Genomic DNA, 12,720 nt, shown 5'->3' on the forward strand with positions numbered 1-12,720 from the left:
CAGGGTGATACGCGCAGTTTCAGGTTGTGAGATGCCTCTCGTTTCGCGAACGCGACAGAGTTACAATCTATGCTATCCTTTCTCAAGACAGTAGGTACCATGGAGTTCCACGAAGACGAACAAACGACAGATGACGGACGTCCACCGCCTGGCTCACCGATCCTGGCAGTCCTGCTCGAGAACGCACGAAACCAGCAGTACCTCGGACAGCGACTCGACGCTGCGGACAATCGTGTCGAAACAGATATGCTCGGCGATATCGTGCGACACAGGCCAGTTCTGGAGGCACTCCGTACGGAACCTCTCGACCGTCGGGAGATCGAAGACCGACTCGATGTCTCTCGGGCGACGAGTCACCGCTTCACACAATGGCTCGACGAGCAGGGCTTCGTTGAGAAGGTCGACAGTCGATTCCAGTTGACCGGGCGGGGTGAAGCAGTCGCCGACGAGGTGCTCCGCTTCGAGGCGAACGTTCGCACCGTCCACCGGCTCGCGCCACTTCTGGACATCATCTGTGAGGACCACCAGGAGTTCGTCCTCGAACCGTTCGTGGACGCACACGTTACGCTCGCGGAGCCGGACGATCCCTACCAACCGGTCGAGCGGTTCATCTCACTGCTCAGTGAGTCGGAAACGTTCCGTGGATTCAACACGACCCATATGGCTCCGCTCGTTCTCGGTGGATTCCACGACCAGATCTTCGAGGAAACCGACACGGAAATCGTCTACCACCCTCACATTTTCGAGAAACTCTTCGAGACCTACCCCGAGCGCGCCCGCGAGGCGATCGATCGCGGACACCTCGCCCTCCGTAACCGTGATGATCTGCCGTACGGTCTCGCTATCTTCGACGAGTGCGTCGGGATCGGGGGCTACGACGAAGCTACTGGACTCATGCAGGTGTTCGTCGATACGGACGACTCGATCGCGTGCGAGTGGGCCGACCGGGTGTACGCCTCAATCAGGGCGGACTCGGAACCACTCGATGAAAGCAAGCGTATAACTCGTGAGACGCGTTTAGAAAATATAGGTTGACGTTCGTCTGACCCGACTGTGGATAGGCGGCGGTGGAACATACGTCTCAAGGCCTAACTCGGCGGATTTTAGTTTGAGCCGAGCTGATCAATGAACCGCTCATTGGCGAAGATTCCGTTCTGGTTCCTGAAAAGCAACGGGAGAGATCATGAACCGGGATCTGGCAGTAGAGGGCCTGTGAAGACTTTTGCACCATCGCCTGTGGATAGAAAGCTGGCCTCGGCACTCATAGGGCTCGTCATCACCGGTTGCCGAGACCGGTTCGGCCCGAGTAGATCGTCATCGGCCGGGTTGACGTAGGAAGGTCTCGCCTAAGACCTTTCGGCGTTCCGTCTGGGCTGTAGCTTACCACCACGGTTGTTCGTCGCCACAAGAACCAGACATAGTTTCACAATCTAACCATTAACTATATCACCCATCACGTCAACTATCAGCACGGAAGCCACGTACTCCCGTGGGGTACGAAATGCCCCGGGTGCGGACACACCCGAGACGTGGCTTCCAAAAACCAGCGAGGTTTTCAGTTGCCATGATTGCGTACACACCTCCGAGACAAAAAGGTCTCGTACGTCCGCGGTACAGAGAGTCGAATCGCTCCCCGTCGCCGGGTTTTGATTTCGAGGATCGGAAGCCGAGTTCGACTGAATTTCTATCTCGACACCGGGGTGTGCACAGATGACAGCCACGTCCCCATCGGACGCTACTGACGACGCGGGTCGGATCCGCGAGTGCTACCGGTGTGACCGCACCATCGCACCCGAGTTCCTCTTCCGAATCGAGGTCGAACCGTCTGCCACGCTGACGGACAAATACGCGACGTCGGTTCGCTACTGCTGTGAGAACTGCGCGGCGGCGATGAACCTGTCCGCGTTTTCCGCGCAGTGGAAGGCAAACGCGCGACGGTGACCTAATCGAAAGGGGGTTCGACGCCGCTGTTTCGACCGGGAACCCCGATCAACACGACGAGTGCAGAGAACCCCGTCCGTACGAGTAAGCCGCGACGCGCCACCCCGAGACGTATCAGCGCGGACCGAACGGCGCTTATGGGCCTGGTCGGGGTACGGCGGCCATGGTCCGGCCACCGACGACCGACGACGCAGAGACCGGAGGGAGCCCGTAGATGTGTACGCGACTGGTGTATCTCGGGCCCGACGACATCGTGCTCACCGGCCGGTCGATGGACTGGCACGCCGAAATCGGAAGCAATCTCTGGGTATTCCCCCGCGGAGCGGATCGAACGGGACGGGTGGGTCCGTCCTCGCTCGAGTGGACCGCCGAGTACGGCAGTGTGACCGCCTCCGCCTACGACATCGCGACGACCGACGGGATGAACGAGGCGGGACTGGTCGCGAACGTGCTCTGGCTCACCGAATCCGACTACCCGGACTGGGACGGCGACGCGCCCGGACTGTCGATCTCGCTGTGGGCGCAGTACGTGCTCGACAACTTCGCGACGGTCGCCGAAACGGTCGAACACCACCGAAACGAGGAGTTCGTCGTCGTGTCCGACGAGATCCCCGACGAAGGCCGGTTCGCCACGCTTCACCTGTCGGTCTCCGACGCGACGGGCGACAGCGCCGTCTTCGAATACGTCGACGGCGAGTTGCAAATCTACCACGACCGGACCTACCAGGTGATGACGAACTCCCCGCCGTTCGAGCGGCAACTCGCGCTCGCCGAGTACTGGGAAGAAATCGGCGGCACCGTCATGTTGCCGGGAACGAATCGTCCGGCCGACCGATTCGCTCGCGCGAGTTTCTACGTCGACGCGCTCCCGCAGACGTCGGATCGACGAGCCGCGACGGCGAGCGTCTTCGGTGCGATCCGGAACGTCTCGGTACCCTACGGGATCACGACGCCGGACGAACCGCACATCTCCTCGACGCGCTGGCGCACGGTCGCCGACCACCGGGACCGACGCTACTACTTCGAGTCGGCGCTCTCGCCGAACGTCTTCTGGCTGGATCTCGACGGCGTCGACTTCGAGAACGGCACGCAAACGCTGTCGCTCGGCGAGAATCAGGCGACCGTCTTCGCCGGCGATGTCGCCGACGATCTCGTCGAGACCGAGCCGTTCGAGTTTCTCGGCGTTCGGCCAGCAGCGAGCTGACGGAACAACCCCGTCACCGCGTTCGGAGACTCGGCCGTGCTCACAGACCGAGCAGTGTGCGATCGCTTCGTTTCGTTCGACGGCAAGGCCATCCGTAGAGCGTTCCGAACGGCTCCGCGTCGCCGAAAACGCCACCGTCGTACATTCACTGACGAGCCGTTCGTAGACGTAGAAGATTCCCACTAACAACCTCGAAGTGGGCATTACACTATATCAGGGAAGATTTTTGCACTCGCCCACCGTAGCCCGAGGCATGTCGGACGTTTCGCTGGACGACCGCGGCCGTCTCACCCTCCCGAAGGAGGTCAGAGAACGATACGGAGAGCAATATCACGTCGTCCAGCTTCCGGACGGAGTTAAACTGGTTCCGATCGCCGACGACCCGCTCTGCGCGCTCAGGGACGAATTCGCGGACGTCGAATCGTCGGTCGAAGAACTTCGTGAGGAGGCGCGTGACGCAGCGCTCGACGAGGCCGGCCGATAGATGTACGCGGAAACCGATTTCTTGCTGGCGTTAATCAAAGACGATGACTGGCTCGGAAACGCCGCCGAATCAGTGTATCGAGCCCACCGCGACAGGTTGTGGACGTCGCAGTTTACGCTCATCGAACTCATGATGGTCGCCTACCGCGAGGGGCGTGATACCGAACGCGTCGTGTCGAACGCCGCCAGTCTCGTCGAGATCCGCGGCGACGTGGAAACCGTCGTTTCGGCGGCGACGTACGTCGAAGACCACGGCTTCACGCCGTTCGACGCACTGCACCTCGTCGAATCGAACGGAGATACCATCGTCTCGAGCGACGAGGCGTACGCGGACGTGACGTCCCGTCTCGACCTGAAATCGGTCACTGAGGAGAAGTGAGAACTGCGCGGCGGCGATGAACGTATCCGCGTGTTCTGTGTGAGGAGAGCGTTCGCTGAGAGGAAGAGAGCGAGATGATGGACAACGCCAACGTGTTCGAAAGATCGGTGATGTGTCGCGTCAAGGGAGATAGAACAGGGAGCGATAGTACACAATTCCAATTATCGATGGTTCGTCAGCCACCGTTCGGCGTCTATCCGCACCTCAATACGTTTCAACCGTAACTCCCAGCGCCTCGAAATCCCGGGTGTTAGCGGTGAGAACCGGTTCATCGTAGTGGTCGGCGACTGCCGCGATCATCGGATCAACCTTGCCGATGCAACTATCTCCTCCGGCACGCTTGTCCGCCTGAGCCAGTAACTGTCCGGCGCGGTGGGCGATCGATTCGTTCTGGTGGACGACCGGATACATTCGAAGTGCATTTTGAACGGATCTTCGTTCGTCTTCGTCACCGAACGCTGCGCCGTAGGAAATCTCCATGATGACCGGCGATGGAACACGCTGGATGATCTGATTTTCCGACAGTTCGAGCCCTTTCTCGAAAGCGGTCTGTCGGCCACTGAAGAGATCGATCAGAAAAGAGGTATCGAGTATCATTCAAACCGATCACGTAACGTGCGTTTTGCGTCCGCGTCGAGAGCATTTTTCGTATCGAGGCGATCCCGAATCGTGTCGGCGGTTTCGCTCGAGAGAATTCCGGCCACCTCCTCGGGATGAGGACCGCCGATAAGCCGGCGAATCGTCTCCTCCATGGTTTCATTTTCGCTCTTGTGCCCTTTGATGTACTCGTGTAATTCCTCGGAGATGCGAACAGATTTACTCATATGGTGTATACTTGGGTATACGGCCTACTCAATCTTTTGGGACTAACTACGTGTCGGCGATTGTCCACTTGTACAGCCACCAGACAGTCGTCCAGAACCACTGTCTGCCACGATCGCAACTAAACCGACCCACAGAAGCGACCTCTTACCACAGCAATCGATGGACCCCACATCCATGGATCTCGGCATCACCGGTTGCCAAGACCGGTTCCGCTCGGATTGCTCGTCAACGGACTGATCGGCGTACGCCAGTGGCGCCTTCGATCGTTCGGTAGTATCGTTATTCGAATTTGGCGATCACAACCCCGTCGGCACGTCCATGTACGTCGTCTCCAGGCCCCACTCCTCGACGAGCGGTTGCAGCGACCGCACCCCGAAGGTCTCCGTCGCGTAGTGGCCTGCGAGAACGACGTGAACCCCAGCCTCCTGCGCCTCGTGATACACCTTGCCCTTGCCCTCGCCGGTGACGAGGGCGTCTACCCCGGTCGCGACGGCCTCGTCGAGCCAGTCGGTGCCGCTGCCGGTGACGATCGCGACATCCTCGATCCGGTCGGGGCCGAACTCGAGCAGGCGGACGTCGCCCGGCCCCGTGTCCAGTTCGGTCGCGAGCCGGTCGCGCAGTTCGACGGCCCCGCACGGCTCCGACACTCGGCCGCGCTGACCGATGTGTAGCGGGCCGAGTTCGCCGAACGGTTCGCGCTCGCTGAGTTCGAGGACGTCCGCGACCCCCGCAGCGTTCCCCAGCTCCTGGTGGCCGTCGAGCGGCAGGTGCGAGACGTACAGCGCGAGATCTCGCTCGATTAGGGGTGCGATGCGCTCGTACTGGCGGCCGGTCACGCGTTCGATGCCACCCCAGGAGAGTCCGTGGTGGGTGACGAGCAGGTCCGCACCCGCCTCGGCCGCCGCGTCGATCGTCTCGCGAACGCCGTCGACGGCGAACGCCACGTGCGAGACCTCCGTCTCGGGCGGACCGACCTGCAATCCGTTCGCGCTCGCGTCCAGGTCGGCGTACTCGTCGGTTCGAAGCTCCTCGTCGAGTCGGTCGACGAGTTCGGAGAGGTGCATACGCGGGCGTTGAACGGCCGGCACGTTAGGTGGTTTGGTCGCAAGTCGAGCGACACTCGCACGGTCACGACGTACGGACGAGTCGTCCCCTGCCGCGACGACCACGGTTTTTGTACAATCGCCACGAACCGTGTGGCATGTCACGCCAGACCATCTCGCACGAGGAGGGGGCAATCTACGAGTTCACGCCGGATCTCGATCCGGTCGCCACGGTCGAACCGGGGGCGAAACTGACGATCGAGACGCGCGATAGCCTCGACGGCGCCGTCCAGTCGGACGAGGACGTCATCGACACGATCCCGGACGAGGTCAACGCCGCGACGGGGCCGATCTCGATCGACGGCGCCACGCCCGGCGACGTGCTCGCCGTGGAAATCGAGGACGCTCGAGTCAGCGAAGATCGGGGGCGGGTGATCACGATCGACGGCTTCGGCTTACTCGACGGCCACGAGTCGATCGAGGCGCCGCGAACGACCGTCACGCCGGTCCGCGAGGCCGACCCGGAGGGAGGCCCCGGAACGGCGAGCGGTGACGACGGAGCCGCGAGCGACGGTGGTGACGCGATCGTCTTCGACGGCCACGAGGTGCCGATCGACCCCTGCATAGGGACGATCGGCGTCGCACCCGCCGACGAGCCGTACACGACGCTCGTCCCGCACGACCACGGCGGCAACCTCGATACGACGGACATGAGCGCGGGAAACACGGCCTACTTCCCCGTGTTCCAGGAGGGTGCCATGCTCGCGATGGGCGACTCGAAGGCCGCGATGGCCGACGGCGAGATGTGCGGAACGGGTTCGGAAATCGCGACCGATATCGACATCACCGTCGACGTCATCGCCGCCGAGGACGTCGCCATCACCCTCGATCGACCGCTGGTCGAGACGCCCGACGCCTGGAAGACGATCGCCAGCGCGGAGACGATGGAAGAAGCCTGCGAGCTGGCGAATCTGGACGCGATCGAGTTGCTCGCGGCCGAACACGGGTTCAGCGAGACGAAGGCGTACAAGTTCTCGAGTCTGGTCGGCGGGCTGGAGATAAGCCAGGTCGTCGATCCGCTGGTGACGGTGCGAAATTCGATTCCGAAGGCGTACTGCTCGGGACCGTTCTGAGGCCGCTCTCCGATCGATGAACGCGTCGATCGGCCCGTTCGATGATCAGCCCGTTCGATCTAGGTGTCGGCCGCGCGTTGGTAGACGAACTCCTTCACTAGCTTTCCCCCGAGCGAGGCGGCCTGCCCGTCGTCGCGGTCGTTCACCTCGACGACGTCGAAGCCGGTCGTGTGCGGGGTGACCGCCCGAACGACCGCGCGCATCTCGCGAGAGTCGAGCCCGAATGGCTCCATCGTCCCGGTTCCGGGTGCGTAGGCCGGATCCGCTCCGTCGATGTCGACGCTGAGGTAGGCCTCGCGACCGCCGAGGAGCGACTCGACGTCGGTGTCGGCGAGCCAGTCCGAAACGTCCTCGGGTGGCACGACCGTGACGTCGTCTGCGTTCGCTCGCTCCCACTCCTCCTCGCTGCCCGTCCGAGCGCCGAGGATGATCGCCGCTTCGACGCTCGGTTCTTCGAGAATCCGTCGGGTTACGCACGCGTGGTTCATCGGGTTGCCGTCGTAGGCGTCGCGCAAGTCGAGGTGGGCGTCGAGACAGACGAACACGTCGGGTTCGACGGCGCGAACCCCGGCGAGCGAGACGGTGTGTTCGCCGCCGAGCAGTAGCGGAGTCGCGTCGTCCCAGACGACGTCTCGTACCGTCCCCTCGAGGAACTCGAGGTACTCGCGGACGTCGTCCCAGACGTGGACGTCGCCGTCGTCGTGGACGCCGCAGTCGGTGAAGTACCGGCCCGTCCGGTGATCGTAATCGTCGAACGTCGTCGCAAAATGGCGAATGCGCCGGGGCCCGAAGCGAGCCCCCGGCTGAAAGGTCGTCGACGCGTCCAGGGGCGCGCCGACGATCACGAAGTTCGCGCCATCGCGGTCGTCAGTGGCCCCGGGAAACATCAGACGATCTTTCGCTGGCCTTCCATCTCGAGGAACTCGATCTCGTCGTCGGGAGAGGCGTCGACGCCGTCCGGGATGCGCATCGTGAACGTCTCGTAGCTCTCTAAGTCCATCACCTGCATGTCGTCGCCGGAGACGGAGACGACCTGTCCCTGCTTTCGCTCGATGATCGGAACGCGAATCTTCGCGTCGACCGGCTGGCTGAGCGATCGCTTCTTCTCGTCGAAGACGCCTTTGGCCTCGATGCGGGCCTTCGCGCTCCCGTGTTTGCCGGGCTTGGCCGTCGAGTAGGCGTTGATCTTACACGCCGCTTCGTCGATCATGACGTAGCCGCCCTCCTGGAGATCACGAACTTCCTTCTGCTGAGTCGCCATACCCACCCGTATCCAACCGAGTGGTATAAACGGTTTGAATCCGCGCGAGGCGACGGTCGCCGTCGAGGCCGGATCCGACCACCGACCGCCGGGCGCTCGACGAAACAGTTTTCGCCGCGCCATCTAACGCTCTCGTAATGATCGACGCGGTGTTATTCGTCGGCGCGTTCGTACTCGCGGCGGTGGCAACCGTCTGGCTAGCTGTCGTGATCCGTCGGAACCGACGATCTCGCCCGGCCGGCGTCGGTCGGCTGAACGATCGGCTCGCCGAGGTGCACGGCGACCGGGCGAGCCACCTGGAGCGCCCGCCGCGAGTCGTCCGCCTGAGAACGGTTCGCAAGCGGCACGCGAACCGACCGACGACGGCCGCCAATTCGAGCGAGAACCCGTCGACGGAGACCGCGATCGCTCCCGTCATCGAGGTCGAACTCGGCTCGACCGAACCGCCGAGCACCGACCTCGCGTTCGAGTTCGTCGCGAGCGTGCTCGAGGCGGTTCACCCGTCCCTCTCGGCGGACGCCCCAGTTTCTCACTACGACGTCCAGTTTCGGTACGGCCCCGACGGTTTGCTCGTCTCGCGTAACTGCTTTCGCGTCGGCGTGCCGGCCGAGCTGGCGGATCGACTCCTGAACGACGACCGCTACCGCGCACACGACCTCCACCGCGACGTGAAAGCGGGAGACGACGGAACCGAAGAGACGGTCCCGGTCCTCTGGGGCGAGTGTCGATCGTACTGACGGACTAGCCGAAGGCCCTCGTCGAGCGACCGTACCGGTCCGGATTGCCGACACCGGAGACCGGTCGCGACACCTGCCGGTACCGTTTGCCTTAGCCCGCGGGATGAACGACGACGAGTAATGACGACGCTCGACTCGCTCGCATCGATCTGTGCGGCGCTCGAAGACCGAACGTTCGAACGGCCGCCGGCGATCGTCTGTAACGCCCACATAACCGGCCTCGGCGTCTCCCGCGCGCTCGCGGCTCGCGACGTTCCCGTCATCGCTCTCGACCGGAGCGGTGACGGCGTCGCACCGCCCTCCGATGCGATCGTGGAGGCCGCCGACGTGACCTTTCCGCTCGACGACGCGGACGGGTTTCGACGCGACGTCGAGCGCGTCGCCGAGACGGTGGACCACGAGCCCGTCATCTTCGGCTGTATGGACGAGTGGGTCCACGCGATCGCCGAGACCGAGCCTGCGGGGGTCAGACGACCGTTTTCCGAGCAGTCCGTGATCGACGCCGTCCTCGACAAGGAGTCGCTGTACGCCCTCGCCGAGGACCAGGACGTGCCGTACCCCGAGACGTACCGCCTGGCCGGCTTCGGTGACGGCCGTGACCCGGAACGGGGCGAGACGCGGGGAATCGACCGGACCACCACCGCCGTCCCCGACATCCCGGCGCTCGATCCAGCGGAGGCTGCCGGCGAACTCGGCTTTCCCCTCGTCGTCAAGCCCGCCAGAAAGCGCGAGTTCGAGGAGTTGCTCGGGACGAACGTCGTCGAGGTTGCAGACAGCGACGAATACCACGAACTGCTCGCCCGCGCGGCCGATGCGGGTGTTCGCGTTATGGCCCAGGAGAAGGTTCCCGTCGCCGTCGGCGAAGATCGCTCCGTCGCCTCCTACGTTTCCCCCGACGGCGAGCGCCTGAGCGTGGTCGGGAACGCGCGTGTCCGCTATCCGCGCGGATACGGCACCTCCTGCGTCGTCGACCAGGTCGCCGATCCCGAGCTCGAAGAGCGCGCCTTCGGCCTCCTCGACGCGGCTGGCTACCACGGCATCAGCGAAGCAGAATTCGTCTACGATCGCGACCGCGAGGAGTACGTCCTGCTTGACGTCAACACGCGCCCGTGGAAGTGGATCGGCATGCCCGTCGAGGCCGGCGCCAACCTGCCCTACGCCGCCTACGCCGACGCCGTCGGAATCGAGTACGACCCCGACGAGCGCCGCGAGGACGTTCGCTGGGTCTACCTCCGGGACTACCTGGCCGGCCTCGTCGGCGAGGACGGCGCCGTCGACGTCCTCTCCCACACGGAGTGGACGTCATTAGTGACTGGCGAGTTCGAGTCTACGCCCGGCCTGACGACCGGCGTGTACCGGCCCTCGGATCCTGGTCCGACGGTGCAGCTACTCGAGACTGAGTTCAGCCGACGTGAGTACTACTGTTCCTGTTGACATCGTCAATTCGGTCAGCAGTGAATTGCAACAAAGAACGTCAGAATGTCATACGTGAGACAGTATTAAGAGGATAGCTTCGTTCCTGTTACTCTATGACGTGGTCCAACCAGGACTGGTGGCCAGACCTGCTGAGAGTAGATATCCTCGACGATACCACCGTGGACGCGAGTCCGTACGGCGAGGACTTCGACTACGCGGAGGCGTTCCAGCAACTCGATTACGAGGGGGTGAAGGCAGACCTCGAGGAGCTGATGGTGGACTCCCAGGACTGGTGGCCGGCCGATTACGGCCACTACGGCCCGCTGTTCATCCGGATGGCCTGGCATAGCGCCGGGACGTATCGCACCCTCGACGGCCGCGCCGGCGCGTCCGGCGGCCTCCAGCGTCTCCCGCCGGAGAGCAGCTGGCCGGACAACGTCAACCTCGACAAGGCTCGACGACTGCTCCAGCCGGTGAAGACGAAGTACGGGCGCCAGCTCTCGTGGGCCGACCTGATGGTCCTCGCCGGAAACGTCGCCCTCGAGTCGATGGGGTTCGAGACGTTCGGCTTCGCCGGCGGCCGCGAGGACGCCTACATGCCCAACGAAGCCGTCGAGTGGGGCCCCGAGACGGAGTGGGAGACGACCGCTCCCGAGCGATTCCACGAGGGTGAGCTGGGCAACCTCAAGGACCCGCTCGCGAACACCGTGATGGGGCTTATCTACGTGAACCCCGAGGGCCCCTACGGGGAACCGGACCTCGAGGGCTCCGCGAAGAACATCCGCGAGGAGTTCTCCCGCATGGCGATGACCGACGAGGAGACCGTCGCGCTCATAGCCGGCGGCCACACCTTCGGGAAGGTCCACGGCGCCGACAACCCCGACGAGATGGTCGGCCCCGAGCCCGAGGCGGCTCCAATCGACCTGCAGGGCCTCGGCTGGCAGCACGAAGGGAGCGAAGACAAAATCGGCGGACTCGAGGTCATCACCAGCGGGATCGAAGGGCCGTGGAACGCGACGCCGATCCGGTGGGATACCGGCTACGTCGACAACCTGCTCGATCACGAGTGGGAACCCCACAAGGGCCCCGGCGGTGCGTGGCAGTGGCGGGCGAGAGACGAGGACGCCCTCGAGCCCGCGCCGGACGCCCAGGACTCTTCGGAGACGCAGCTACCGATGATGCTGACGACGGACGTCGCCCTCAAACACGACCCAGACTACCGGGACGTCCTGGAACGCTTCCAGGAGAATTCCGACGAGTTCCGGGAGGCCTTCGCGAAGGCGTGGTTCAAGCTCCTCCACCGAGACATGGGCCCGCCCGAGCGGTACCTCGGACCGGAGGTCCCCGACGAGACGATGATCTGGCAGGACCCGATCCCCGACGCCGACTACGAACTGGTCGGCGGGGCGGAGATCGACGAACTCGAAGCGGCGATCTCCGATTCGGACCTGACGGTCTCGCAACTGGCCAAGACCGCGTGGGCGTCGGCGTCGACCTACCGCGACAGCGACAAGCGCGGCGGCGCGAACGGCGCCCGGATCCGGCTCGAACCCCAGCGGAACTGGGAGGTCAACGAGCCCGAGGAGCTGGAGACGATCCTCGAGACGTTCGAGGCGATACAGGACGAGTTCAACGACGCTCGCACCGACGACGTGCAAGTCTCGCTCGCCGACCTGCTCGTTCTTGGTGGAAACGTGGCGGTCGAACGGGCGGCGGCAGAGGCCGGCTACGACGTGGACCTGCCGTTCGAGCCGGGGCGCACGGACGCCACGCAGGATCAGACCGACGTCGAATCGTTCGCGGTCCTCGAACCGAAAGCCGAAGGATTCCGGAACTATCTCGGGGGCGAGTACGACGACCTGCACGACTCGCCCGAAGAGCGGCTGGTCGACCACGCCCACCTGTTGAGACTGTCGGTGCCCGAGATGACGGTGCTGGTCGGCGGCATGCGCGCGCTGGGTGCCACCTACGGGGATCGAAACGCCTTCGTCGACCAACCCGGTGCGCTGACGAACGAGTTCTTCGTGAACGTACTCGACATGACCTACGAGTGGGAGCCCGTCGACGAGGACAGGGAGGTCTTCGAGGTACGCAACCGCGACACCGGCGATGTCGAGTGGGAGGCCACCCGGTTCGACCTCATCTTCGGCGCGAACGCGCGGCTTCGAGCCCTTTCGGACGCCTACGGTGGCGCCGACGGCGAAGCGGAGTTCGTCCACGGCTTCGTTGACGTCTGGCACAGGGTGATGCAACTCGACCGCTTCGACCTCGAGTAGTTCCGGTGAGACGGGTTCGTCG

The 12,720-nt window shown here is 63.7% G+C and carries 14 protein-coding genes; 9 read left to right on the plus strand and 5 right to left on the minus strand.

Annotated elements, in window-relative coordinates; translation table 11 throughout:
• Window positions 1–99 precede the first annotated feature (99 nt).
• From NKH31_RS02070 to NKH31_RS02090, 5 genes are all read left to right on the plus strand, one after another.
• Window positions 100–1,035, plus strand: coding sequence for a helix-turn-helix transcriptional regulator (locus NKH31_RS02070; RefSeq protein ID WP_254863484.1), 936 nt, complete (start codon window positions 100–102; stop codon window positions 1,033–1,035).
• Between the two features lie 675 nt (window positions 1,036–1,710).
• On the plus strand, window positions 1,711–1,941 hold the full coding sequence (locus NKH31_RS02075; RefSeq protein WP_254863485.1) for a hypothetical protein: 231 nt from the start codon (window positions 1,711–1,713) through the stop codon (window positions 1,939–1,941).
• Between the two features lie 214 nt (window positions 1,942–2,155).
• Window positions 2,156–3,145 carry a linear amide C-N hydrolase gene (locus tag NKH31_RS02080; protein ID WP_254863486.1) on the plus strand — a complete coding sequence of 330 codons (990 nt, stop codon included), beginning with the start codon at window positions 2,156–2,158 and terminating at the stop codon, window positions 3,143–3,145.
• A 253-nt stretch (window positions 3,146–3,398) separates the two neighbouring features.
• Window positions 3,399–3,629 (plus strand): AbrB/MazE/SpoVT family DNA-binding domain-containing protein, encoded by a 231-nt coding sequence (locus NKH31_RS02085; RefSeq protein WP_254863487.1) that lies wholly within the window; start codon window positions 3,399–3,401, stop codon window positions 3,627–3,629.
• Window positions 3,630–4,007, plus strand: coding sequence for a type II toxin-antitoxin system VapC family toxin (locus NKH31_RS02090; RefSeq protein ID WP_254863488.1), 378 nt, complete (start codon window positions 3,630–3,632; stop codon window positions 4,005–4,007).
• Between the two features lie 204 nt (window positions 4,008–4,211).
• Here NKH31_RS02090 and NKH31_RS02095 read toward each other — a convergent pair whose 3' ends face one another.
• The 3 genes from NKH31_RS02095 to NKH31_RS02105 form a co-directional block, all read right to left on the minus strand.
• The gene (locus tag NKH31_RS02095) at window positions 4,212–4,604 is read right to left on the minus strand and encodes a PIN domain-containing protein (protein ID WP_254863489.1); all 393 of its coding nucleotides are present in this window, start codon (window positions 4,602–4,604) and stop codon (window positions 4,212–4,214) included.
• On the minus strand, window positions 4,601–4,831 hold the full coding sequence (locus NKH31_RS02100; protein ID WP_254863490.1) for a DUF7557 family protein: 231 nt from the start codon (window positions 4,829–4,831) through the stop codon (window positions 4,601–4,603). The genes NKH31_RS02095 and NKH31_RS02100 overlap by 4 nt, the downstream gene beginning before the upstream one ends.
• 297 nt (window positions 4,832–5,128) lie before the next feature.
• The gene (locus NKH31_RS02105; RefSeq protein ID WP_254863491.1) at window positions 5,129–5,896 is read right to left on the minus strand and encodes a Nif3-like dinuclear metal center hexameric protein; all 768 of its coding nucleotides are present in this window, start codon (window positions 5,894–5,896) and stop codon (window positions 5,129–5,131) included.
• Window positions 5,897–6,033: 137 nt separating this feature from the next.
• Between NKH31_RS02105 and NKH31_RS02110 the strand changes: the two genes are divergently transcribed.
• On the plus strand, window positions 6,034–7,008 hold the full coding sequence (locus tag NKH31_RS02110) for an acetamidase/formamidase family protein (RefSeq protein ID WP_254863492.1): 975 nt from the start codon (window positions 6,034–6,036) through the stop codon (window positions 7,006–7,008).
• Between the two features lie 59 nt (window positions 7,009–7,067).
• Here NKH31_RS02110 and speB read toward each other — a convergent pair whose 3' ends face one another.
• Together speB and NKH31_RS02120 are read right to left on the minus strand one after the other, a co-directional pair.
• Window positions 7,068–7,895 carry an agmatinase gene (gene speB / locus NKH31_RS02115; RefSeq protein WP_254863493.1) on the minus strand — a complete coding sequence of 276 codons (828 nt, stop codon included), beginning with the start codon at window positions 7,893–7,895 and terminating at the stop codon, window positions 7,068–7,070.
• The gene (locus NKH31_RS02120) at window positions 7,895–8,269 is read right to left on the minus strand and encodes a translation initiation factor IF-5A (protein ID WP_254863494.1); all 375 of its coding nucleotides are present in this window, start codon (window positions 8,267–8,269) and stop codon (window positions 7,895–7,897) included. The genes speB and NKH31_RS02120 overlap by 1 nt, the downstream gene beginning before the upstream one ends.
• A 137-nt stretch (window positions 8,270–8,406) precedes the next feature.
• Between NKH31_RS02120 and NKH31_RS02125 the strand changes: the two genes are divergently transcribed.
• From NKH31_RS02125 to katG, 3 genes are all read left to right on the plus strand, one after another.
• A complete protein-coding gene (locus tag NKH31_RS02125) occupies window positions 8,407–9,006 on the plus strand; it encodes a hypothetical protein (protein WP_254863495.1) in 600 nt (199 codons plus the stop codon).
• 120 nt (window positions 9,007–9,126) lie between these two features.
• Window positions 9,127–10,440: a carboxylate--amine ligase gene (locus tag NKH31_RS02130; RefSeq protein ID WP_254863496.1), complete on the plus strand. Its 1,314-nt coding sequence runs from the start codon at window positions 9,127–9,129 to the stop codon at window positions 10,438–10,440.
• 95 nt (window positions 10,441–10,535) lie between these two features.
• Window positions 10,536–12,698 (plus strand): catalase/peroxidase HPI, encoded by a 2,163-nt coding sequence (gene katG / locus NKH31_RS02135; RefSeq protein WP_254863497.1) that lies wholly within the window; start codon window positions 10,536–10,538, stop codon window positions 12,696–12,698.
• Window positions 12,699–12,720 lie beyond the last annotated feature (22 nt).

This window comes from Halovivax gelatinilyticus (genome assembly GCF_024300625.1).
Classification (GTDB): domain Archaea; phylum Halobacteriota; class Halobacteria; order Halobacteriales; family Natrialbaceae; genus Halovivax; species Halovivax gelatinilyticus.

Coding starts and splice junctions, on each gene's coding strand:
- katG (WP_254863497.1), top strand. CDS start 10,536: ATGACGTGGTCCAACCAGGACTGGTGGCCAGACCTGCTGAGAGTAGAT.
- NKH31_RS02130 (WP_254863496.1), top strand. CDS start 9,127: ATGACGACGCTCGACTCGCTCGCATCGATCTGTGCGGCGCTCGAAGAC.
- NKH31_RS02095 (WP_254863489.1), bottom strand. CDS start 4,604: ATGATACTCGATACCTCTTTTCTGATCGATCTCTTCAGTGGCCGACAG.
- NKH31_RS02075 (WP_254863485.1), top strand. CDS start 1,711: ATGACAGCCACGTCCCCATCGGACGCTACTGACGACGCGGGTCGGATC.
- NKH31_RS02100 (WP_254863490.1), bottom strand. CDS start 4,831: ATGAGTAAATCTGTTCGCATCTCCGAGGAATTACACGAGTACATCAAA.
- NKH31_RS02105 (WP_254863491.1), bottom strand. CDS start 5,896: ATGCACCTCTCCGAACTCGTCGACCGACTCGACGAGGAGCTTCGAACC.
- NKH31_RS02070 (WP_254863484.1), top strand. CDS start 100: ATGGAGTTCCACGAAGACGAACAAACGACAGATGACGGACGTCCACCG.
- speB (WP_254863493.1), bottom strand. CDS start 7,895: ATGTTTCCCGGGGCCACTGACGACCGCGATGGCGCGAACTTCGTGATC.
- NKH31_RS02120 (WP_254863494.1), bottom strand. CDS start 8,269: ATGGCGACTCAGCAGAAGGAAGTTCGTGATCTCCAGGAGGGCGGCTAC.
- NKH31_RS02080 (WP_254863486.1), top strand. CDS start 2,156: ATGTGTACGCGACTGGTGTATCTCGGGCCCGACGACATCGTGCTCACC.
- NKH31_RS02125 (WP_254863495.1), top strand. CDS start 8,407: ATGATCGACGCGGTGTTATTCGTCGGCGCGTTCGTACTCGCGGCGGTG.
- NKH31_RS02090 (WP_254863488.1), top strand. CDS start 3,630: ATGTACGCGGAAACCGATTTCTTGCTGGCGTTAATCAAAGACGATGAC.
- NKH31_RS02110 (WP_254863492.1), top strand. CDS start 6,034: ATGTCACGCCAGACCATCTCGCACGAGGAGGGGGCAATCTACGAGTTC.
- NKH31_RS02085 (WP_254863487.1), top strand. CDS start 3,399: ATGTCGGACGTTTCGCTGGACGACCGCGGCCGTCTCACCCTCCCGAAG.